Origin of the sequence: Flavobacterium sp. 120 (genome assembly GCF_003633605.1) — a bacterium.
Taxonomy (GTDB): domain Bacteria; phylum Bacteroidota; class Bacteroidia; order Flavobacteriales; family Flavobacteriaceae; genus Flavobacterium; species Flavobacterium algoritolerans.
In genome coordinates this window covers 2,622,248-2,644,205 of the sequence record NZ_RBKZ01000001.1, presented here as the reverse complement: position 1 = coordinate 2,644,205, position 21,958 = coordinate 2,622,248, and the positions used below count along the sequence as shown (strand labels likewise).

Annotated in this window: 20 protein-coding genes; 15 read left to right on the top strand and 5 right to left on the bottom strand. The window is 34.9% G+C overall.

What is annotated here, in order from left to right; genetic code table 11:
* Positions 1-85: 85 nt before the first annotated feature.
* Positions 86-571 carry a GNAT family N-acetyltransferase gene (locus C8C87_RS11245; protein WP_121342670.1) on the top strand — a complete coding sequence of 162 codons (486 nt, stop codon included), beginning with the start codon at positions 86-88 and terminating at the stop codon, positions 569-571.
* Positions 572-592: 21 nt separating this feature from the next.
* Positions 593-1,480 carry a peptide chain release factor N(5)-glutamine methyltransferase gene (gene prmC / locus C8C87_RS11240; protein ID WP_121342669.1) on the top strand — a complete coding sequence of 296 codons (888 nt, stop codon included), beginning with the start codon at positions 593-595 and terminating at the stop codon, positions 1,478-1,480.
* Between the two features lie 236 nt (positions 1,481-1,716).
* Here the strand turns inward: prmC and C8C87_RS11235 are convergent, their stop codons facing one another.
* Positions 1,717-2,961 carry an ABC transporter permease gene (locus tag C8C87_RS11235; RefSeq protein WP_199074771.1) on the bottom strand — a complete coding sequence of 415 codons (1,245 nt, stop codon included), beginning with the start codon at positions 2,959-2,961 and terminating at the stop codon, positions 1,717-1,719.
* Positions 2,962-3,304: 343 nt separating this feature from the next.
* Here C8C87_RS11235 and hisS point away from each other — a divergent pair, with 343 nt between their 5' ends.
* The 9 genes from hisS (at position 3,305) to C8C87_RS11190 (ending at position 12,466) form a co-directional block, all read left to right on the top strand.
* The gene (hisS, locus tag C8C87_RS11230) at positions 3,305-4,675 is read left to right on the top strand and encodes a histidine--tRNA ligase (protein ID WP_121342668.1); all 1,371 of its coding nucleotides are present in this window, start codon (positions 3,305-3,307) and stop codon (positions 4,673-4,675) included.
* Positions 4,676-4,983: 308 nt separating this feature from the next.
* Positions 4,984-5,562, top strand: a complete 579-nt coding sequence (locus tag C8C87_RS11225) for a nucleotide exchange factor GrpE (protein WP_099714599.1) — start codon at positions 4,984-4,986, stop codon at positions 5,560-5,562.
* 78 nt (positions 5,563-5,640) lie between these two features.
* On the top strand, positions 5,641-6,756 hold the full coding sequence (gene dnaJ, locus C8C87_RS11220) for a molecular chaperone DnaJ (RefSeq protein WP_121342667.1): 1,116 nt from the start codon (positions 5,641-5,643) through the stop codon (positions 6,754-6,756).
* 281 nt (positions 6,757-7,037) lie between these two features.
* Entirely contained in the window at positions 7,038-7,958 is a 921-nt protein-coding gene (locus C8C87_RS11215; protein WP_121342666.1) for an ABC transporter ATP-binding protein, read from the top strand.
* An 86-nt stretch (positions 7,959-8,044) separates the two neighbouring features.
* Positions 8,045-9,361, top strand: a complete 1,317-nt coding sequence (locus tag C8C87_RS11210; RefSeq protein ID WP_121342665.1) for an ABC transporter permease — start codon at positions 8,045-8,047, stop codon at positions 9,359-9,361.
* A gap of 73 nt (positions 9,362-9,434) precedes the next feature.
* Complete coding sequence (locus C8C87_RS11205) at positions 9,435-10,598, top strand: sigma-54 dependent transcriptional regulator (RefSeq protein ID WP_099714603.1); 1,164 nt, start codon at positions 9,435-9,437, stop codon at positions 10,596-10,598.
* Between the two features lie 78 nt (positions 10,599-10,676).
* Positions 10,677-11,408, top strand: coding sequence for a DEAD/DEAH box helicase (locus C8C87_RS11200; RefSeq protein WP_121342664.1), 732 nt, complete (start codon positions 10,677-10,679; stop codon positions 11,406-11,408).
* A gap of 16 nt (positions 11,409-11,424) precedes the next feature.
* Complete coding sequence (locus C8C87_RS11195) at positions 11,425-11,643, top strand: DUF2007 domain-containing protein (protein ID WP_039110017.1); 219 nt, start codon at positions 11,425-11,427, stop codon at positions 11,641-11,643.
* 25 nt (positions 11,644-11,668) lie between these two features.
* Entirely contained in the window at positions 11,669-12,466 is a 798-nt protein-coding gene (locus C8C87_RS11190) for a Cof-type HAD-IIB family hydrolase (protein ID WP_121342663.1), read from the top strand.
* 188 nt (positions 12,467-12,654) lie between these two features.
* On the opposite strand, the gene C8C87_RS11185 is transcribed toward C8C87_RS11190, so the two are convergent.
* Positions 12,655-13,236 (bottom strand): hypothetical protein, encoded by a 582-nt coding sequence (locus tag C8C87_RS11185; RefSeq protein ID WP_121342662.1) that lies wholly within the window; start codon positions 13,234-13,236, stop codon positions 12,655-12,657.
* 131 nt (positions 13,237-13,367) lie between these two features.
* Here C8C87_RS11185 and mtaB point away from each other — a divergent pair, with 131 nt between their 5' ends.
* The gene (gene mtaB / locus C8C87_RS11180; protein WP_121342661.1) at positions 13,368-14,696 is read left to right on the top strand and encodes a tRNA (N(6)-L-threonylcarbamoyladenosine(37)-C(2))-methylthiotransferase MtaB; all 1,329 of its coding nucleotides are present in this window, start codon (positions 13,368-13,370) and stop codon (positions 14,694-14,696) included.
* Between the two features lie 134 nt (positions 14,697-14,830).
* On the opposite strand, the gene C8C87_RS11175 is transcribed toward mtaB, so the two are convergent.
* Together C8C87_RS11175 and C8C87_RS11170 are read right to left on the bottom strand one after the other, a co-directional pair.
* Positions 14,831-15,547 (bottom strand): 3-ketoacyl-ACP reductase, encoded by a 717-nt coding sequence (locus C8C87_RS11175; RefSeq protein ID WP_121342660.1) that lies wholly within the window; start codon positions 15,545-15,547, stop codon positions 14,831-14,833.
* A gap of 146 nt (positions 15,548-15,693) precedes the next feature.
* Positions 15,694-16,530 carry a hypothetical protein gene (locus C8C87_RS11170; protein ID WP_121342659.1) on the bottom strand — a complete coding sequence of 279 codons (837 nt, stop codon included), beginning with the start codon at positions 16,528-16,530 and terminating at the stop codon, positions 15,694-15,696.
* A gap of 177 nt (positions 16,531-16,707) precedes the next feature.
* Between C8C87_RS11170 and C8C87_RS11165 the strand changes: the two genes are divergently transcribed.
* From C8C87_RS11165 to C8C87_RS11155, 3 genes are all read left to right on the top strand, one after another.
* A complete protein-coding gene (locus tag C8C87_RS11165; RefSeq protein WP_099714611.1) occupies positions 16,708-17,589 on the top strand; it encodes a PPK2 family polyphosphate kinase in 882 nt (293 codons plus the stop codon).
* Between the two features lie 186 nt (positions 17,590-17,775).
* The gene (locus C8C87_RS11160; protein ID WP_099714612.1) at positions 17,776-19,224 is read left to right on the top strand and encodes a hypothetical protein; all 1,449 of its coding nucleotides are present in this window, start codon (positions 17,776-17,778) and stop codon (positions 19,222-19,224) included.
* Between the two features lie 94 nt (positions 19,225-19,318).
* Positions 19,319-21,094, top strand: a complete 1,776-nt coding sequence (locus tag C8C87_RS11155; RefSeq protein WP_121342658.1) for a cytochrome c peroxidase — start codon at positions 19,319-19,321, stop codon at positions 21,092-21,094.
* 55 nt (positions 21,095-21,149) lie between these two features.
* Here C8C87_RS11155 and C8C87_RS11150 read toward each other — a convergent pair whose 3' ends face one another.
* On the bottom strand, positions 21,150-21,734 hold the full coding sequence (locus C8C87_RS11150) for a hypothetical protein (RefSeq protein WP_099714614.1): 585 nt from the start codon (positions 21,732-21,734) through the stop codon (positions 21,150-21,152).
* Positions 21,735-21,958 lie beyond the last annotated feature (224 nt).

Genomic DNA, 21,958 nt, shown 5'->3' with positions numbered 1-21,958 from the left:
CGAAACTTCGGGATTAGTTTTGAAACTTTCTAAAATAACAATAAACAATTTCTACTTTTGTATATAAAATTAGTTTTTGATAAAAATGGAAAATTACAGCATTAGAAAAATAAAAAAAGAAGACAATCAAGCAGTTGCGCAATTGATAAGAGCCGTTTTTGACGAATTAAATATTCCAAAAGTAGGAACAGCTTATGAAGATCCGTATTTGGATTTAATGTTTGAGGAATACAGTAAGCCAAAATCAGTTTATTATGTTGTAGAAAAGGACGGAAAAATCATTGGTTCTGCCGGTGTTGCACCACTTGAAAATGAAGCGGAAACCATCTGTGAACTGCAAAAAATGTATTTTCTGCCGGAAACCAGAGGCTTAGGAATAGGAAGCCAAATGATGGCCAAATGTTTGCAAAGTGCCAAAGATTTTGGTTTCGAAAAATGCTATTTGGAAACAATGCCTTTTATGCTTGATGCTCAAAAACTGTACAAGAAAGTAGGTTTTGAATACATTTGTTCCCCAATGGGAAGCACCGGTCATACCAGTTGTCCTGTTTGGATGCTCAAAAAACTATAAATTTTAAATCATAAATTTTAAATGAAAAACAGCTCTTTTAAAATTAAAGAATACAGAATCCAATTTATTCAGGAACTAACTCCAATTTATGATGCGGGTGAAGCAGAGAGTTTTTTCTATTTAATTTTACAAGAAAAGCATCAATTGAAAAGAATAGACTTGGCGTTGCATCCTGATTTGGTTTTTTCGGAAGCAGAAATTGTAGTTTGGGATTCGATTTTGGAACAATTGAAACTGGAAATTCCAGTACAATATCTTTTAGGAAAAACGAGTTTTTATGGATTGGATTTTGAAGTCAATGAGAATGTCTTGATTCCAAGACCCGAAACGGAAGAGTTGGTCGAATGGATTTTATCTAATAATCTAATAATCCAAAAGTCTAATCCCGAAACTTCGGGACTAAAGATTCTTGATATTGGAACCGGAAGCGGTTGTATTGCCATTTCATTGGCGAAGAATATTCCAAATGCTCAGGTTTTTGCCATTGATGTTTCTGAAAAGGCTTTGGCTACAGCCAAAAAAAATGCTGAACACAATGCTGTGGAAGTTACTTTTATCAATCAAAACATTCTTGAAACGGAAGATTTAAGGCAACAATTTGATATTATTGTTTCTAATCCGCCTTATGTTCGAAATTTAGAAAAGGAAGAAATCAAGAAAAACGTATTGGACAATGAGCCGCATTTGGCGCTTTTTGTAGAGGATAATGATGCGTTGATTTTTTATAAAAAAATAGCCGAATTGGCTCGGAAAAACCTGTCTGAAAACGGGCAATTGTATTTTGAAATTAATCAATATCTAGGCAAAGAAACGGTTGATTTACTTGAAAAAATGAATTTCAAAAATATTGAATTACGAAAAGATATTTACGGAAATGACAGGATGATTAGCTGTCATTGCAAGGAATGAAGCAATCGCATTTAACTTTGGTTATTGTGTATGCAAAAGTTATGGATTTACGGGGTTTGCGTGAGGGGTAGAAGCGAGTTACCTTGTAACGCGGATGACCCGACGGCATTAAAAAAAGGGGCAACTAACACGTATGATTAGTTAGCCCCTTTTTTTAATGTGGTCACGCCCAAATTGTTTTGAAAAATATTAAATGTGATTGCTTTGTTGCTCGCAATGAAGTTGATTACTGCAAACTACTCATATCGCAATGCTTCAATTGGGTCCAGCATTGCTGCTTTTATCGCAGGATATAATCCTGAAGCGATAGCAACCATAAAACTGGTTATGAATGCCGCCATAATTGCGCTCCACGGAATTACAAATGCAAAACTCATGGCAGTTGCAATACCAAAACCAATTAAGATTCCAAAAATTATTCCTACTAATCCGCCCAATTGACCAATAAGTAATGTTTCTATGAAAAACTGAAAGGCAATCGTTGTTTTTTTGGCTCCCAAGGCTTTTCGAACGCCTATTTCCCGTGTGCGTTCCGTTACCGAAACAATCATAATATTCATCAAAGCAATTGAAGAACCAAGGACGGTAATGATACCGATAAGCCACGAGGCAAGTCCAAGATATTTTGTGATTCCAAGGATTCTGTTGATAAGGTCATCACTGCGAACTACGCCAAAATTATTGTCTTTTACCGGACTTAATTTACGAACGCGGCGCATGGTGCTTGTCGCATTGTCTATGGCTTCGTCTAGTAATTCTTTTTTAGAAACCATGACACTCATGGTGTAATTTATGCTTGGCGCGGTAAACATGGAACGGGCCACTTGAATAGGGATTAAAATCCTTAAATCCTGACTATTCCCAAAGGTTGATCCTTTTTCTTTCAGTACTCCGATAACTTTAAATTTAGCTCCTCGAATCGAGATTAGTTTATCAATAGGGTTTACGTCTTTTAATAATCCTTTCTCAAAATCAGAACCTACAATACATACATACGCATTATTATCGATGTCAAATCTGGTGAAATTACGTCCTGAACTGGTTTCTAATCCGGAGTTAGTAACGAAAAATTCATCGACACCAACAACCGTATTTTCGGGATCCGTCTTAGAAGACTCATATTTTACTTCAGCAACAGAAGTTGCGGTAAAAGAAAGCGAAGTTTCGGTAAAAGGATATTTGTATTTGTTTTTGAAAGCAACCGCTTCAGGGTAAGAAATGATTGGATTTATGATTTCTCTTTCTCCACCACCACGATTACGAGTGGTGTTTTCGTATTGATTAATGTTAAAAGTATTGGCTCCCATCGATGCAAAATCAGAGGAAATAGTGTTTTCCAAAGCAGAAACAACAGTAAGAATACTAACTAAAGCTGTGATTCCAATAGCGATAATCAACACAGTAAGAACGGTTCTCAACAATTGTGTCCTAATGGAACCGAATGCAATTCGAATATTTTCTTTGAATAATTTTAACATCATAGCAGTTTGACACGAAAATACAATTTTTGTTACAAATTTCCTTTTCAAAAATCCTAATTTATTTTTTAGGAGCTTTTTCCAGCTTTTCGCTACAACCTGTCAGTGAAAATAATTTGTTTTTAATTGCCTAAAAGGAGCTTACTTTGGTCGCTCTTTCAGGCAAGAAAACAATATTATTTTTCACTTCCATGTTTTCGCTGCAATCTGGGCTAGGCATCGGGCAATAAAATGATGAAATTTGTAAACAGATTTATTTTAAAAATAAGATATTTGCAAAGAATTAGAATTTGGAGTTTTTCAAGAATTCCTAAATCTGAAAATCTAAAAATCCAATAATCAAAAAATGGCATCAAAACCGAGCATTCCAAAAGGAACCAGAGATTTTTCACCAACTGAGGTGGCAAAGCGTCAATATATCATTCAGATTATAAAAAGTAATTTCGAGAAGTTTGGTTTTCAACCGATAGAAACTCCTTCGTTTGAAAACTCCGAAACTTTAATGGGGAAATACGGAGAAGAAGGCGATCGTTTGATTTTTAAAATATTAAATTCAGGAGATTATTTGGCGAAAGCCAATGCAACTCATTTAGAAAGTAAAGACAGTACGAAATTAACGTCAAGTATTTCTGAGAAAGCCTTGCGTTATGACTTAACCGTTCCGTTTGCACGTTATGTGGTACAACATCAAAACGATATAGAGTTTCCATTTAAAAGATATCAAATTCAACCCGTTTGGAGAGCAGACCGCCCGCAAAAAGGACGTTTCAGAGAATTTTTTCAATGTGATGCTGATGTGGTAGGTTCTAAATCATTGTGGCAGGAAGTAGAATTGGTTCAATTGTATGATACTGTTTTTACCGCTTTAGGTTTAGAAGGGGTAACCATCAAAATCAATAACAGAAAAATATTATCTGGAATTGCTGAAGTGATTGGCGCATCAGATAAATTAATAGATTTCACAGTAGCATTAGACAAACTCGACAAAATAGGCGAGGACGGCGTGAAAAAAGAAATGATGGAGAAAGGAATTTCGGAAGAAGCGATTCTGAAAGTACAGCCGCTATTTAATTTCACAGGAACTATTTCTGAGAAAATAAACCAACTTTCTGTTTTGCTTGCGGAGTCCAATGAAGGAATGAAAGGAGTTGAAGAGCTGCGTTTTATTTGTGACAACGTTACGGAACTCGGATTGACAACAGCAATTTTAGATTTGGATGTGACTTTGGCCAGAGGATTAAATTATTATACGGGTGCTATTTTTGAAGTGGCTCCGCCAAAATCAGTTTCGATGGGTTCCATTGGCGGTGGCGGACGATATGATGATTTGACCGGAATTTTCGGATTGAAAAATATGAGCGGTGTGGGAATTTCTTTTGGATTGGATCGAATTTATTTGGTTGTCGAAGAATTAAATTTATTTCCTGAAACCGTAACGGCAACTTCTAAAGCGTTGTTTATTAATTACGGTGAAAAAGAAGCTTTTTATGCGATGAAAGCGATAAAAGAATTAAGAAATTCAGGTGTAAAAGTAGAATTGTATCCGGATAATGCGAAAGTGGCGAAGCAGTTCCAACATGCAGATAAAAGAGGAATTCCTTTTGCGGTAATCGTAGGGGAACAGGAAATGGCTTCCAATTCTTTTTCTCTTAAAAATTTAGTGAGCGGAGAACAGACTTCAGTGGATTTTGAAGGTTTGAAAAACGCGTTAGTATAGTTCTATTTTAAAAGCATAAAAAAAGCTTCGTCTACTAAACGAAGCTTTTTTTAATATAAAATAATGGTGAATTAATAATTTGTAGGGATTCTTTAATTTTCATTTACAGAAAATTAACTGTAAATAATCGAAACAAATTTATGTAAACTATATCGAGATAGTCTTAAAATTATATTAAAATTTTGAGTAGGTAAAATTTGTTTTAAAGAGTGTAAAGTCTAAAAAAATTATAAATTCAATAAAAAGATGACAATTTGACATTTTAAGAGAATTGGCAGTACTTTTGCAATCCAAAGAAAAGAATAAAAATGAAGTTTAAGAATATTTTTAAAAATACAAGTAATATGACTACTGAAAATACAGAAATTGATCAAGAAATAGATGATGTGACATTAGAAAATAATGCAAATGGAGAGCAAATCATTATTGAGGAATTAAGTCTGGAAGAGCAATTGACTCAAGACTTAGCCAAAGAGAAAGATAAGTATTTAAGATTATTTGCTGAATTTGAAAATTACAAACGTAGAACTACAAAAGAGCGTATCGAGTTGTTTAAAACGGCTAATCAAGAAGTTTTGTTAGCGATGCTTCCTGTATTGGATGATTTCGACAGAGCTATGGTTGAAATAAACAAATCAGATGACGAATTGTTGACTAAAGGTGTGGAACTTATCCATGAAAAATTAAAAAGTACATTAGTTTCTAAAGGACTAGAGCAAGTTGAGGTTAAGGCTGGAGACGCTTTTGATGCTGATTTTGCTGAAGCGATAACTCAAATTCCTGCGCCGTCAGATAAGTTGAAAGGTAAAATTGTCGACGTTCTTGAAAAAGGATATAAATTAGGAGACAAGATTATCCGTTTTCCAAAAGTTGTTATAGGGCAGTAATAGATTCGCGATTAATCGCGTATTTATATCACGCGTAGAAGCGCACTGCAGTGCGACTCAACAAAAGAAAAAATAAAAATGAAAAAAGATTTTTACGAAATATTAGGCATTTCAAAAAATGCTGATGCTGCTGAAATTAAAAAAGCATACCGAAAAAACGCACTACAATTTCATCCTGACAAAAATCCTGGAGACAAATCGGCAGAAGATAAATTTAAATTGGCTGCTGAAGCTTACGAAGTATTAAGCGATCCTCAGAAAAAAGCAAAATACGATCAATATGGTCATCAAGCTTTTGATGGTTCTGGCGGTTTTGGCGGAGGTGGTCACGGCGGAATGAATATGGATGACATTTTCAGTCAGTTTGGTGATATTTTCGGAGGCGGTTTTGGTGGTTTCGGAGGCGGTGGTGGCGGCGGCGTTCGTCGTGCTAAAGGAAGCAACCTTCGTATCAAAGTAAAATTGACATTGGAGGAAATTGCCAATGGCGTTGAGAAAAAAGTAAAAGTAAAACGTAAAGTTCAAGCACCTGGAGTTACCTATAAAACATGTTCTACATGTAACGGTCAAGGACAAGTAATGCGCGTTACGAATACCATTTTGGGTAGAATGCAATCTGCTTCTACATGTCCAACATGTAGTGGTTCAGGTCAAATTTTAGATAAAAAACCATCAGAAGCAGATTCACAAGGAATGATTCTTGAAGATGAAACGGTTTCAATAAAAATTCCAGCGGGTGTTGTGGACGGAATGCAGTTGAAAGTTTCTAATAAAGGAAACGATGCTCCGGGAAACAGTATCCCGGGAGATTTGATTGTTGCTATTGAAGAATTGGAGCATGAGTTCTTGAAACGTGAAGGAGAGAATTTACACTACGATTTATACATCAGTTTCGCTGAAGCTGTTCTTGGAATTTCCAAAGACATCGAAGCTATAAACGGAAAAGTAAGAATCAAACTGGAAGAGGGAATTCAATCCGGTAAAATTCTGAGATTAAAAGGAAAAGGAATTCCTAGTATCAATGGGTACGGAAACGGCGATTTATTGGTACATGTAAATGTTTGGACTCCAAAAACACTGAGCAAAGAGCAAAAACAGTTTTTCGAAAAAAATCTTACCGATGAGAATTTTATTCCAAATCCTGAAAAATCAGACAAATCATTTTTTGAGAAAGTGAAAGACATGTTTTCATAGTAAAAAGTAGCGATACAATTTATCGATGCTGTTTTAAAAATATATTTCCCATCCTTGTTAAAATAAGGATGGGTTTTTTATGAAATCGCCACTAATAATTTGTTTGTTACAAACAATTGAAAATCATCGAACTCCGATGAAAATAAAATATTGTGAGATAAACACCAATAAATATAAGGCGATAACATATAGGACCTCAAAAAATTAAATGCTACATATATGAAACTATTCTAAGTATTTCGATACTAATTATTTACTTTTACACCAATTAAAAAATGAGCATGAGTAATATTCTTGAAGTGAATAAAGTTGTCAAGCAATACGGTGATTATGTGGCGCTTAACGAGGTTTCATTAATGGTTCCAAAAGGAAGTATCTACGGACTTTTAGGTCCAAATGGAGCCGGAAAAACATCACTTATCCGAATTATAAATCAAATTACATTGCCTGACAGTGGTGAAATTATTTTGGATGGTGAAAAATTACAACCCAAACATGTTCAATATATAGGCTATTTACCGGAAGAAAGAGGATTGTACAACACTATGAAAGTAGGGGAACAATGCTTGTATTTGGCACAAATGAAAGGACTTTCTAAGGCTGAAGCCAAAAAACAACTGGAGTATTGGTTTGAAAGATTAGAAATTCAAGGTTGGTGGAACAAGAAAATCCAGGAACTTTCTAAAGGAATGGCTCAGAAAATTCAGTTTGTGGTTTGCGTTTTGCACAAACCAAAACTGTTGATTTTTGACGAACCTTTTTCTGGTTTTGATCCCGTAAATGCCAATATTATCAAAGATGAAATTCTGGCATTGCGTGAAGAAGGTGCTACCATAATTTTTTCGACACACCGAATGGAAAGCGTAGAAGAATTATGTGATCACATCGCTTTGATTCACAAATCAAATAAACTCATTGAAGGAAAACTGGACGATGTCAAAAGACAATTTAAAACCAATAGTTTTGAAGTGGGTATTTTATCGGAGAATGTAGAAGGGTTGATGTATGCTATTACACAAAAATTTACTGTTGGTCCAGCTAATTTTAAATCACTGAACAACGAGTTAAAATTGGAAATTCAACTCGGGAATGCCACGCCAAATGAGTTATTGAATATCTTGACGCAATGCGGCCAGGTAACGCACTTTGTAGAGAAAATACCAAGTGTCAATGATATTTTTATTCAAACAGTAACACAATAGATTTTTAGACTTCTTAGATGGTTAGATCGAATCTAAAATCTAAGAAGTCTAAAAGTCTAAGTAGTTTAACCATCTAACCATCTAAAATGTCTATAGTATCATTAATTATAAAAAGAGAGTTTATTGCCAAAGTGCGCAATAAATCTTTTATTGTTATGACTTTTTTAAGTCCGTTACTATTTGTGGGAATCGCCGTTTTTGTAGCATATTTAAGTTCCATGAAAGCTGACACCAAACGAATCGCTATTCATGACGAATCGGGTATGTTTGTAAAGGAATTTACATCACAAAACAATAAAGATAAAGCATACAAATATCTTGATTTGTCTTTAATAGATTTAAAATTCCTCAAAGACAGTATTACAAATGAAAGCTATGAAGGATTGTTATACATTCCAAAAGCGAGTAATTCCAAGGATTTTGAAAGTAAAATCCAGTTTATTTCAAACAGCAGCCCAAGTATTTCATTCATTGAAAATGTTCAGGATGTAATTGCAAGTAAACTAACCAAAAACAATTTAGAAAAAGCACATTTGGATACATTGGCAATTAAAAATGCCCAGTCAAAAGTGAATATCAGCTTGACAAAAGCATCTGGTGAAGAAAGCGTCAAAGGGCTTAACGAAATCAAAATCGGGATTGGTGGTGCATTTGGATATCTTATAATGATGTTTATCATCATCTACGGAAACATGGTGATGCGAAGTGTCATCGAGGAAAAAACCAGCCGAATAGTAGAAATTATAATTTCCTCGGTTAAACCATTTCAGTTGATGATGGGGAAAATCATAGGAACTTCATTGGCAGGATTGTTGCAATTCCTTATTTGGGCAATAATCGGAATGTCATTAATGTTTGCAGCCTCCGTTTTTTTTGGTGTAAATGTGGGGCCAACAGCCAGCGTTTCACCGGAATTGATGCACTCTGCACAGCAAGAAATGACTGGAACTGCGCAAATGTATATTAAGGAATTATGGAATTTACCCATTGTAAGTATCCTTATTGGATTTGTGATTTATTTCATAGGAGGTTATTTTTTATACAGTTCATTTTACGCGGCAATTGGCGCTGCAGTTGATAATCAAACGGATTCACAACAGTTTCTGTTGCCTATCATTATGCCATTAATGTTGAGCGTTTACGTTGGTTTTTTCACGGTTATCAATGATCCGCATGGAACAATAGCAGTCGTTTTTTCAATGATTCCGCTAACCTCACCAATCGTGATGCTGATGCGAATTCCGTTTGGCGTACCTTTGTGGCAAATTGCAATATCGGTAACATTATTATTTGGAACCTTCTTTTTTGTAGTTTGGTTCGCCGCAAAAATATACCGAATAGGAATACTCATGTACGGCAAAAAACCAACCTGGGGTGAAATGTACCGCTGGTTAAAATATTAATAGAAGTTAATTCGTGGATTTGGTTATTTGTTTAACCGATTAACCGAATGAGCAAATAATCGAATCAAAAAATATGTCAAAAATACTAATCATAGAAGACGAAGCTGCAATTCGAAGAGTGCTTACAAAGATACTCACCGAAGAAAACGATACGTATCAAGTTGAAGAAGCCGAAGATGGTGTTGCAGGTTTTGAAAAAATAAAAAACAACGATTACGATTTGGTTTTGTGCGATATCAAAATGCCAAAAATGGACGGTGTTGAGGTACTGGAAGCAGTCAAAAAAATCAAACCCGAAATTCCTATGGTGATGATTTCCGGTCATGGCGATATGGAAACGGCTATCAATACGATGCGTTTGGGAGCGTTTGATTACATCTCAAAACCACCGGATTTAAACCGATTGTTGAATACGGTTCGAAATGCTTTAGACAAAAAACAACTTGTAGTTGAAAATAAAATTCTGAAGAAAAAAGTCAGCAAGAACTACGAAATGATTGGCGAAAGCGAAGCTATTAATCACATCAAAGTGATGATTGAGAAAGTAGCACAAACCGAAGCCAGAGTTTTAATCACAGGTCCAAACGGAACCGGAAAAGAACTCGTTGCGCATCAATTACACGAAAAAAGCGAAAGAGCTAATTTCCCTTTAATCGAAGTGAATTGCGCTGCTATTCCGTCTGAATTGATAGAAAGCGAATTATTCGGTCACGTAAAAGGAGCGTTTACATCGGCAGTAAAAGACCGCGCAGGAAAATTTGAAGCTGCTGATAAAGGAACTATTTTCTTGGATGAAATTGGGGATATGAGCCTTTCGGCGCAAGCCAAAGTATTGCGTGCTTTACAAGAAAGTATGATTACCAGAGTGGGAGCAGATAAGGACATCAAAGTTGATGTTCGTGTGGTTGCGGCTACTAATAAAGATTTGAAAAAGGAAATTGCCGAAGGTCGTTTTCGTGAAGATTTATACCATCGTTTGGCAGTAATTTTGATAAAAGTTCCTGCGTTGAATGAAAGACGTGATGACATCCCGATGTTGATTTCACATTTTGCAGATAAAATTGCTTCGGAGCAAGGAAATGCGGTCAAAAAATTCTCTGCAGCAGCGATTAATTTATTGAAGGAATACGATTGGACTGGAAATATCCGCGAATTGAGAAATGTAGTGGAACGTTTGATTATCCTTGGCGGAAGCGAAATTTCCGAGAATGATGTGAAGTTATTTGCATCGAAATAAAATTAATTTAATGATTAAAAATTAAAAGATTTGGTAATAGTTTAAATCTTTTAATTTTTAATCTTTCAATCATAAGAAATGAAACTAAAAAAAATAAACGAAGAGTTACAACAAGCTCTAATTGAAAACGGTTTGACTGAAGCCAATGCGATGCAAAAAGAAACATTTTCGACCATGAAAAGTGGTTCGGATTGTATTGTTATTGCGCCAAAAGGAAGCGGAAAATCGACAACAATTGTGCTGAATGTAATTCAGAGATTGGCAGGCGCAAACGAAGAGTCACCTAGGGCTTTGATTATTGTGGAAGACAAAGCCAAAGTATTAGAAATGGAATCACTTTTTGAAAAATACGGCAAGAATTCTAATTTAGAAGTCTACGGTGTTCATGATAAAGGCGATATGGAATACGATAAAAATTATATTTCCAGCGGAATTGACGTGTTGATTGGGACACCAAATAAGTTAAGTGAAATGTTCACTACTGCCGGTTATAATGTAAACCGATTGAAAATGTTTATCCTTGATGATGCAGATCCAATTTTGAAATTGCGTCATGAAACTAAAATCATGCGTATTTCGAATAGCATTGTGAGAACCCAGCGTATTATTTTCTCGGAACAATTCACAGAACGAATAGAAGTCCTTGCTGAAAAAATGTTAGTAGAGCCTTTTGAATTCGATTTTGATGACGAAGACGAAGACGAAGAAGAGGATGAGGATGAAGATTTCGAAGAGGAAGAAAACTTTGAGGCAGATGAAGAGGATGATTTTGAAGAGCAAGAAGGTGATGAAGAAAACGGTAATAAATAATTAAATAAAGAGTAAAATGGGATTAATGAAAGTGTTTTCGGGAAGTGAAATTTTAGCTTTAGCGTTGCAAGAGAGAATTGAAGCAATAGGAGTAGATACCGTTTTGAAAAACAACATACAATCAGCTCGATTGGGAGGATTTGGAAATTCAGATTTAGCAGTTGAATTATTCGTTCAGGAAACCGAGTTTGCAAAAGTGAACCCAGTTATTGAGGAATTCAGAATGAGTATTTAACACATTCGAAAAAAAAGAAATAAAAATGAAATATAAAATGTTGGTTTTGGACATGGATGACACTTTGTTGACCGATGACCATACTATTTCAGACGAGAATAAAGAAATGTTGTTTAAGGCACAGGAATTGGGTGTTTATGTTATTTTGGCTTCCGGAAGGCCAACACCAGCAATGACTGCTTATGCCAAAGAATTACAACTGGACAATTCGTTTATGATATCGTATAATGGCGCTGTCATTACAGATTTAAAGGAAGATAAAGTCATTTTTGAACAAACGTTGACCCAGGAACAAATTCATGAATTGTATGATTACAGTTTAAAAAGTAATACCCATATTATTACTTATGTTGATGGGAAAATTGTGAGTGAGACAAATTCGGAATTTATTGAAATCGAAAAAAATATCACAGGTTTAGAACACAATAAAGTCCTTAGTTTTAAAGATGAGGTTCAGTCTTCCGCTGTAAAATGTATTTTATTGGAAGAGCCAAGTTATTTAAAAGAAGTTGAAAAAGATTTGAAAGCCGCTATGCCACATCTTAGTGTGAGCATGTCAAAGCCATTTTTTCTTGAAGTAGCGCAAAATGGGATTGATAAAGCCGCCAGCATAAAAATTTTAGCAGAAAAACTGGATATACATCAAAGTGAAATTATTGCTGTTGGAAACGCAGGAAATGATTTAACCATGATTGAATATGCAGGATTGGGTGTTTGGGTTGATAATGTAACGCCAGAATTGAGAGATAAAGGAGATGTTATTGTAGCCTCAAATAATAATCATGGCGTAGCTGAAGTGGTGAGACGATTTATCTTGAACTAATATTTTTCAAATTATAATTAAAACCATTAAGAAATTAAGGTAATTTAAGAGCAGTTCTTAATACACTTAATTTCTTAATGGTTTTTGTTTTTTAGAAAGTAGTCGAGTTGCAAACGCTTTTTCTTGTTTATAGAAGTATGTTGGTACTCGATCAAATCCTTCGCTACTTCAAGAAGATTTATTTTGAACTAAGATTTTTTTTTAGGAGGTTTACAACTTTTACAAAAATCAGGGTATTCTTGTATTCTTTTTAGGATATCTGTTTGGATTTCTAAAAGTTTTTTCTCATTTTGTCCAAGGTCTGTGGTTTTTGAAGCTATTGCATGTTCCTCCGCGTATTGTTTCTGAACGGCATCATAAAGAACTTGTAAAAAACTGGCGTCAGAAAAAGTCCCTTTTTGGTCGTAAATTTCTTTTCGCAATTTTCGTGCATAGAGTTCGGATAAATCAAATTCATATTGAGCGAAATTCACTAAATAGTTTGCTGTATTAGTATCAATTGCAATAATGGATGCGGCATCACGCTTGAATGTAGAAGTCACTTTTGAATTAAAATTCTTGGTAAACATGAACTCAATATTACTCATTTGAAATGCAAAATTAAGACTTGAAGCGGTATGAATACTATTGATTTTCACATTCCCAATTTGAGTAGCGCTAGATTGAAAATCGGAAAGTTGTAATTGGTATTTTCCATCCCATTCAATGGTGTTTTGAGCATTTGCTTGAATTGCAATCAAAAGGAATGTAATTGAAATTATTTTTTTCATCTTTTAGAGTCTAAATTATTTGCCTTCAAGATGCTAATATATAGAAAATTATTGATTTCATTTTCCAGAATATTGTTTGTAAATTTGCGCACTCAATTTTTTGACAACGATTTCATTAATTGAGTTATCTTATGGAAAATAGAAAAAAAGTTGCTTTTTATACGCTGGGTTGTAAACTGAATTTTTCAGAAACCTCTACGATTGCGCGTAATCTTCAAGACGAAGGTTTTGATCGGGTAGATTTTGAGGAAGTTGCTGATATGTATGTGATTAATACCTGTTCAGTTACTGAAAATGCAGATAAGCAGTTCAAGCAAGTGGTGCGAAAAGCAATGAAATTGAATGACAAAGCATTTGTAGCGGCAGTAGGATGTTATGCGCAATTGAAACCGGAAGAATTAGCGAGTGTAGATGGAGTAGATTTGGTTCTTGGTGCAACAGAAAAATTCAAATTGGCTGATTATATCAATGATTTGTCTAAAAATGATTTTGGCGAAGTGCATTCCTGCGAAATCGCCGAAGCTGATTTTTATGTGGGAAGTTACTCAATAGGAGACAGAACCCGTGCTTTCTTGAAAGTGCAGGATGGTTGTGATTACAAATGTACCTATTGCACGATTCCGTTAGCAAGAGGAATTTCAAGAAGTGATGAGCTGAAAAATGTATTGAAAAATGCTTCAGAAATCTCGAAACAAAATATTAAAGAAATTGTTCTTACCGGTGTCAATATTGGTGATTACGGTAAAGGGGAATTTGGAAATAAAAAACACGAACATACTTTTCTGGAATTAGTTCAAGAATTAGACAAAGTGGAAGGCATCGAAAGATTGCGAATTTCATCTATTGAACCAAATTTATTGAAAAATGAAACGATAGAATTTGTATCAAAAAGCAGAACTTTTGTGCCTCATTTTCATATTCCGTTGCAATCTGGAAGCAATGACATTTTGAAGTTGATGAAACGTCGTTACCAACGTGAAGTTTATACCGAAAGAGTCAATAAAATTCGGGAAGTGATGCCACACGCTTGTATTGGTGTGGATGTGATTGTGGGTTTTCCGGGTGAAACAGATGAACATTTTCTGGAAACCTATCATTTCTTGAATGAAATGAATATTTCGTATTTACACGTATTCACATATTCAGAACGTGATAATACCGAAGCAGCTGCGATGGAAGGTGTTGTTCCTGCTAATGTTCGCGCCAAACGAAGTAAGATGTTACGCGGTTTGTCAGTTAAAAAACGCCGTGCTTTTTATGAAAGTCAATTGGGAACCAATAGAACTGTTTTGTTCGAAAGTGAAAATAAAGAAGGCTATATTCACGGGTTTACCGAAAATTACGTGAAAGTGAAAACGCCCTGGAATCCAGAATTAGTGAATACCCTACACGAAATTAATTTGACAAAAATTGATGAAGACGGAAGCGTACGAATGGAATTTGCTTCGGCTTTGGTGTAAGTTTTTTTCAACCATATAAGTCATTTAAGTTTTTAAACCATTAAGAAATTAAGAAAATTAAGCGAATAACTTAATGAAACTTAATTTCTTAATGGTTTTATCTTTTAAGCCTTGTATGTTTAAAAATAAAAAAATTACGGATTCGTAGACCAAATACTGCTATTTTTGATAAAAACGCGTCGGTTTAATTTGAGTTGTGCGATGATTAATTCGGCCATGTCTTCTGCTTGCATGACTTTATCCGGATTACCGTCTGTTAAGTTTAATTCTTTGGCCATGTCAGTGGCAACAGTGCTTGGCGTTAATGCCGTTACACGAATATTATGCTTGCGAACTTCCTGCATCAACGATTCTGTTAATCCTAAAACAGCAAATTTTGAAGCACTATAAGCACTTGTTAACGCATTTCCGCTTAATCCTGCTGTTGAAGAAATATTGATGATATCACCTGTTTGTCTTTCAATCATATTAGGCAAAACGGCACGCGTTACATAATAGGTTCCCATTAAGTTTACCTGAATGATGCGTTCCCAATCCGTTGGTTCTAATTCTAAGAATTTCCCAAAAGCAGCTATTCCTGCATTGTTGATTAAAATATCAATGGTTCCAAATTCTGCTAAGGCTTTAGCAACAGCAGCGTTTACTGAATTAATGTCGGCAACATCAGCGGTTATCGCCAGTGCTTTTACTCGTAACGAACGTACTTTGGCAGCTACACTGTCTATTTCCTCCTGAGTTCGTGCTACCAAAATTACATTTACACCTTCTTTTGCTAAAGCAATCGCGATTGCTTTTCCAATTCCTTTTCCTGCGCCGGTTATTAGGGCATTTTTATTTTTTAAATCTGTCATTTTATAAATTATTTAAGCCAATAAAAGGCTTGGTTTATTGTAAAAGTACCTCGTTTTAAATTTGAAATCTATTTTGATTTTCTATTTAATCTAAATTTAACGTTCTGTTATTTTGGATAAAAGGAATATTTTTAATGGAATGGATTTTATTTTTTGTCCAAACTCAATTTGTAAATATCTGTTTCTAAAACTTCGGTGTCTTTATCTTCACAAAGCAGGAACTCGATTTTTTCTTTTGAATCAGTGTACAAAGTCAATCCTTCGAATTTATGGGTGCTGCTAATTTTTTGAGTGAAATCTATTTTCATGGTTTTCAGGTTGATTCTCCCAATAAGACTTCCTAAAACTTCGCCATCATCATACGTAGATTCGGTATCTTCGGCTGTAGCCAAAAAATAAATGCTGTTGTCGACTAAAATAGCATCAGTAAAACTACTGCGGACTCCTTTTATTTTAGGGAGTTTGTAGGCGTTAGAAAGAATAGTAAAATCATTGGTCAGGTTTTTTCCTTCGATGGTAAAAAGAACATTTTTATTGGAACTTCCGTTGCCACGATTCAATAAAAACCAACTTTCGCCATTATAGATAGCGCCTTCGAGGTTGAAATCTTCGGGTTTTATTTCTCCGAAATTTTGCATGACTGCATACAAATCGGTGAGGTCATTTGTGGCGATTATCTTTTTATCAATAGAATTGACTTGTATCATTTTGTTCCTTTTCTCGGTGGAACCGGATCCAAAAACATACAAACTGTCCCCAAAATGGGTTATGGCTTCAAAATCAGCTTTGTCTTTTTTTAGCGTGTTTTCTGTTGGGTTTTCGAGTAATGGATGGCGTTTTAAATCTTTGGAATCCATTTGATATTCATAAAGGAAACCGCTGTTGTCACCAATAATTAGTAGGGAATTGTCTTTGTAAATAAGCCCTGATGCTGAACCAATGCCGATGATTTGAAATAGTAATTCGAGTGTAAATTTTTCCATTGTATTTGTTTTGAAAACGAGTGCCTAGCCCAGATAGTAGTGGAAATCCTTTCTAGTCCTGAACTTGTTTCAGGATTAGAAAGATTGCAACGAATAGCTGGAAAATGCTCCTGAAATTCATCAGGATTAATCCTCATTATTTGTTATATTTGAGTTTACAAAGATAAAATATTTCTTATGAAGTCTATAAATCCCGATGATTTTAAAGTGATTGGCAAAATTGATTTGTCTAAAATCCCTACGAACTTGTTTAATGGAGCCAGTGAAGATGATAAAGAGGAAAAACTGGATAAGGTTCAGACGAAATTGAGCGAGTTGCAGGATGTAATGTATGCGCATAATCGATACGGCGTTTTGATTTGTTTGCAAGGCATGGACACATCTGGGAAGGATAGCCTGATTCGGGAAGTTTTTAAGGAATTTAATCCGCGTGGGGTTGTGGTGCATAGTTTTAAAACACCCAATTCTACGGAGCTGGAACACGATTATTTGTGGCGACATTATTTGGCTTTGCCTGAAAAAGGGAAATTTGCTGTTTTTAACAGAACGCATTATGAGAATGTTTTGGTTACCCGTGTGCATCCGGAGTATATTATGAATGAAAATTTGCCGGGAATCGAAAAAGTGGCTGATATAACACCACAGTTTTGGGAAAATAGGATGGAGCAAATCAATAATTTTGAAAAACACATCACGCAAAACGGAACGATTGTTTTGAAGTTTTACTTTCACATGAGTAAGGAAGAACAACGCAAACGGTTACTACGCCGACTGGAAGAAGTAGAACACCATTGGAAATTTTCGCCCGGAGATTTGAAAGAGCGTGAGCATTGGGAGGAATACATGCAGTATTATGAAGAGGCAATTAATAAAACTGCTACCGAAAATGCACCTTGGTATATTATTCCTGCGGATGATAAGGAAATGGCACGTTATATTGTTGCCAAAATTATTTGGGAAGAAATGCAAAAACGTACTGATATTAAAGAACCGCAATTAGACGAAAAAGTTAAAGCTAATTTTGAAATGTATAAAGAGATGTTGAAGAAAGAGAATTAATGTAATAGATTTTCTTGCGAAAGTTACTTGAAGTTTATCATTGCATTACGGTACTGTTAGTATGTAAAATTATTGTTTTTCTCGCCTTTAAAATAAAGCCAACTCTTGGCTTTTTGTTAATATTCAATTCATTCAGAGTTTAAATTCACGGCATTACTTTGCTTGAAATTTAAACAATCAACCAAGATGAAAAGAATTATTTTACCAATGTTATTTTTAGTATCCTTAATCTCATGTGAGAATGATGCTAAATCTTCTAATGAAACAACGAGTGTTGTTTTAGTGAATCAATCAGCGACTCCAGTGTTATTGAAAAAGCAAGCTGGTTTTGAAAGCTTAGAGCTTTTTTCATTGATTGGTTCTGACGATGTTTTGGCAGGAAGCCCAAATTTTGTTTTTGGAGGATCTGCAGATGGATCAGGATTATTGAAAAATGCTGATGGTACTTTTACTTTTTTGGTGAATCACGAAGATAATTTTGCGGTATCAAGAGTAACTTTTGACAAAACATTCAAACCTACAAAAGGAGAATATTTATTGAATTCTAATGGTGGAACTTGGAGGTTATGTGGTGCTACAATGGCAACAGTTGCCGAAAATGGTTTTGGTCCATTGTATTTGACTTGTGGAGAATCTGGTGAAGAATCGCGTACTCATGCCATAAATCCTTTTGGAGATGTTGCTTCTGCTTCAGTTTCTAAAGAATTACCTGCTTTAGGAAGAATAAGTGCTGAAAATGCTTTACCGTTAAAAGCGTCTGCATTTGCAGGAAAAACGGTGGTTGTGATTGGAGATGATGATTCAGGAACGTATGGTGGCCAAGTGTTTATGTATGTTTCAAACACTGTAGGTGATTTAACGAACGGTTCTTTGTACATGATGAAAAGAACGGATAATAATCAGAGAGAGAAAGATATGGTTGTCAATCAATCGTACGGTGTTTCTTTTGTGAAAATTGAGAACCACACTACAATGACTGGTGCGGCTATAAATGCATCTGTAAATACATTGAAAGGAATAAAATTTGGAAGAGTAGAGGATTTGGATTATAAAAAAGGTACAGATGCCGGAGCAAGAGAAATTTATTTTAATGTTACAGGACAAAATACTTCTGGTGCAAATGCAGATGCTTCAAGAACAAAATACGGTAGAGTTTACAAATTGAACTTGGATGCAAATAATCCTTTGGCTGGTACTCTTGAAGTAATTCTTGACGGAGATGACCGTACCGGAATTGCAGGGAAATTCCAAAATCCGGATAACATCTGTGTGACAAAAAACTACGTTTATGTTCAGGAAGATGCGAATGGATATGGTGATGAAACGCATGATGCTTACATCTACCAATACAATATAGCGACTAAACAATTGAAAGTGGTTGTTGAGTTAGACCACCGTCGTACGGCTACAGATGCTACTAAATATAATGTAGGAGGAACAAGTAAATTAGGGGATTGGGAATACGGAGCCATGATTGATGTTTCAGAACAATTAGGGATTGATGATACCTTTTTACTAAGTGTTCAGCCTCATACTTGGAGAGGAACAAAATACAAAGGCGTTGATGGAGGAACAAATCGTCCAAATGAAGATCAGGCAAGCCAAATTGTTTTAATCAAAGGATTAGCACGATAATAAACCCAATCAAATAGTTACAAATATCCACGGTTTCTTAGTAGGAACCGTGGTTTTTGTTTTTTATAATTTTTTAAAGTTACTCGCATTTATCATGAAAAACTGTTTCATTTTATTGGTTCTAATTGTATTGTTCTCTTGCCAAAATGCTATTCCTAAGCATGAAACGGTAAATAATATATTCAAATCAGATATTCTAAAAGGCATAGATGAGGTTTCTAAACTGGAGCATTTAATAAAGTTGAATTCCTCAACAGTTCAGCTCCAGAAACAATTTCTAAAGGCGCATAGTAGTTACAAACAAGTGGAAACGATGAGTGAATATTATTTTCCGGTTGTTTCTAAAGCTATAAATGGTCCAGCCTTAGCAGAATTTGAAGAAAATGATGGAAAGACTTTGTCTCCCGAAGGATTTCAAGTGATTGAAGAATTTATTTTTCCGGGATATAATCCAAAATCAAAAGCGGAATTACTGAAAGAAATGGGTATTCTATCGGCAAATTTAAAGCGTTTGGACAAAGTGTCACAAACGAATGAGTTGACAGATTCCCATGTTTTTGATGCCATGCGTTTGGAAGTTTTTAGAATCATAACCTTGGGAATAACCGGATTTGATTCCCCGATTGCTCAAAAATCTATTCCGGAAGCAGCATCAGCATTAGAAAGTATCGAGAAATATTATAAAATCTATGCGGATAATTCAGCCGATGAATCATTTCAAAAGGTTTTAAAAACGATTAAAAAAGGCAAGGAATATTTAAAAACAAATGCCAACTTTAATGCATTTGACCGCGCTTTTTTTATTCGAGAAATCGCCAATCCGTTAAGTATCGGTTTGCATAAAACACAAGTCAGCTTGAAGATTCCTTTTATAAAAGAAACAAGAGGACTGAAAACAACTGCACAGACACTTTTTGATGCAACTGCTTTTGATGCCGAAGCTTTCTCCGCATTTCCAGATTATGAAACAACGCCTGAAAAAATAGAATTGGGAAAGTTATTGTTTAATGATCCTGTTTTATCGGGAAATAATGCTCGTTCTTGTGCTTCTTGTCACCATTCAGACAAAGCATTTACGGATGGTCTGGAGAAATCAGTTTCATTGGATGGTAAATCTTTGGTAAAAAGAAATACGCCTACGCTTACCCATATTGCATTTCAGCGTGCTTTCTTCTCAGATTCCAGAGTCAATTATCTAGAAGATCAGGCTGTAGCGGTAATTATCAATGAAAATGAAATGCACGGTTCTTTAGCAAAATCAGTAGCAGCTTTAAAAAAAGATGCGAGTTATGTTGCCAAGTTCCAAAAGGCGTTTCCTAAAACAGCAATAGATGAATTTGGAATAAAAAATGCATTAGCATCCTACATAAGATCATTGAGTAATTATGATTCAAAGTTTGATGGATTTATGCAGGGAGAGGAAAAATTTGATTTAGATGAAATTGCAGGGTTTAATTTATTCACCGGAAAAGCAAAATGTGCTACCTGTCATTTTATTCCATTAACAAACGGAACTGTACCACCAAGTTTTATGAAATCAGAAAGTGAAGTATTAGGCGTTCCTGATAAATATAAAAAATTAGATGCTGATTTGGGTAAATTTGAATTAACGAAAGCCGAAATTCATCGTAATTCTTTCAAAACACCAACGATAAGAAATGTAGAATTGACGGCGCCTTACATGCACAATGGTGTTTTTAAAACACTGGAAGAAGTGATTGATTTTTACAATGACGGCGGTGGAAACGGATTGGGGTTTAATTTACAAAATCAAACGTTACCCGAAGACAAACTGAATCTTACTGACTTGGAAAAAAAACAGCTTATCTCCTTTATGAAAACATTGACAGATAAAAAGTACTCCCGATAGTAAACAAAAAATGCGCTGAATTTCAGCGCATTTTTTTAACTAATTCAAAAAAAATTTATAGTTCAAAACCGTAAGCCAAACGAACACCTACTTGTCCAACACCTTTTCCGAGAGAACCGTTGTTATTTAAACGATCAAAATGATTGTAGTGTGTATAGTTCAAAGAAATATCTATGTATTTCGTTGCATAACCTATACTTGGAGATAACAATAAAGAAGTTTTATCTCTGGTATTGTCTACATTACTTACTGCAAATGCTGCACCAGCTTCTCCCATTACATAAAATTGGTCATTCCATACGAAAGCTTTAAAACCTGCTTTAGCTGGGATGATACCTAAATCTTTTCCTTCTGTTTGTCCAGGAAACGTATCAGCTTTGCTTACAAATAAATTAGTGTAACCAGTTGTTAAAGTTAAAGAGTATCTTTTTGATAAATCGTATTGACCTCTTACATCAGCTCCTAGTGCTAATTTGTATGGGTCGCTAGTTGAATATCCTGCATTTGCACCAAATCCTAAACGGAATCCTTGATCGTAATTTGTAGCTGTAGTTGTTGTTTCTTGTGCTTGTACATTGTTAGCAAACATCATTGCTATTGCGAATACAAATAACATTTTGATTTTTCCTGTCGTTTTCATAATTGTAATATTTTTTATTAATAATTTTTTTTGGTGTTGTCTTGATTTTATTTAATTCTAAACAACGTTACAAATGTATAGCCCTCATAAGCCTGTTTTGTTATAGAATTACTTGGTTTTGTTATAGAATTCCTTGTTGGGTGCAATTATGCACTAAAAAAGAAGTGTTATATATGTAATAGTATTGATGCAATTGAAAGCTTCTAATTATCTTTGCCATCAAA

Excerpts from the sequence above, each read along its gene's own strand:
- C8C87_RS11245 (WP_121342670.1), top strand. The coding sequence starts at position 86 with ATGGAAAATTACAGCATTAGAAAAATAAAAAAAGAAGACAATCAAGCA.
- C8C87_RS11150 (WP_099714614.1), bottom strand. The coding sequence starts at position 21,734 with ATGAAAACGACAGGAAAAATCAAAATGTTATTTGTATTCGCAATAGCA.
- C8C87_RS11175 (WP_121342660.1), bottom strand. The coding sequence starts at position 15,547 with ATGACAGATTTAAAAAATAAAAATGCCCTAATAACCGGCGCAGGAAAA.
- hisS (WP_121342668.1), top strand. The coding sequence starts at position 3,305 with ATGGCATCAAAACCGAGCATTCCAAAAGGAACCAGAGATTTTTCACCA.
- C8C87_RS11165 (WP_099714611.1), top strand. The coding sequence starts at position 16,708 with ATGAAGTCTATAAATCCCGATGATTTTAAAGTGATTGGCAAAATTGAT.
- prmC (WP_121342669.1), top strand. The coding sequence starts at position 593 with ATGAAAAACAGCTCTTTTAAAATTAAAGAATACAGAATCCAATTTATT.
- C8C87_RS11185 (WP_121342662.1), bottom strand. The coding sequence starts at position 13,236 with ATGAAAAAAATAATTTCAATTACATTCCTTTTGATTGCAATTCAAGCA.
- C8C87_RS11170 (WP_121342659.1), bottom strand. The coding sequence starts at position 16,530 with ATGGAAAAATTTACACTCGAATTACTATTTCAAATCATCGGCATTGGT.
- C8C87_RS11235 (WP_199074771.1), bottom strand. The coding sequence starts at position 2,961 with ATGATGTTAAAATTATTCAAAGAAAATATTCGAATTGCATTCGGTTCC.
- C8C87_RS11195 (WP_039110017.1), top strand. The coding sequence starts at position 11,425 with ATGGGATTAATGAAAGTGTTTTCGGGAAGTGAAATTTTAGCTTTAGCG.
- dnaJ (WP_121342667.1), top strand. The coding sequence starts at position 5,641 with ATGAAAAAAGATTTTTACGAAATATTAGGCATTTCAAAAAATGCTGAT.
- C8C87_RS11160 (WP_099714612.1), top strand. The coding sequence starts at position 17,776 with ATGAAAAGAATTATTTTACCAATGTTATTTTTAGTATCCTTAATCTCA.
- C8C87_RS11200 (WP_121342664.1), top strand. The coding sequence starts at position 10,677 with ATGAAACTAAAAAAAATAAACGAAGAGTTACAACAAGCTCTAATTGAA.
- C8C87_RS11225 (WP_099714599.1), top strand. The coding sequence starts at position 4,984 with ATGAAGTTTAAGAATATTTTTAAAAATACAAGTAATATGACTACTGAA.
- C8C87_RS11155 (WP_121342658.1), top strand. The coding sequence starts at position 19,319 with ATGAAAAACTGTTTCATTTTATTGGTTCTAATTGTATTGTTCTCTTGC.
- C8C87_RS11205 (WP_099714603.1), top strand. The coding sequence starts at position 9,435 with ATGTCAAAAATACTAATCATAGAAGACGAAGCTGCAATTCGAAGAGTG.
- mtaB (WP_121342661.1), top strand. The coding sequence starts at position 13,368 with ATGGAAAATAGAAAAAAAGTTGCTTTTTATACGCTGGGTTGTAAACTG.
- C8C87_RS11190 (WP_121342663.1), top strand. The coding sequence starts at position 11,669 with ATGAAATATAAAATGTTGGTTTTGGACATGGATGACACTTTGTTGACC.
- C8C87_RS11210 (WP_121342665.1), top strand. The coding sequence starts at position 8,045 with ATGTCTATAGTATCATTAATTATAAAAAGAGAGTTTATTGCCAAAGTG.
- C8C87_RS11215 (WP_121342666.1), top strand. The coding sequence starts at position 7,038 with ATGAGTAATATTCTTGAAGTGAATAAAGTTGTCAAGCAATACGGTGAT.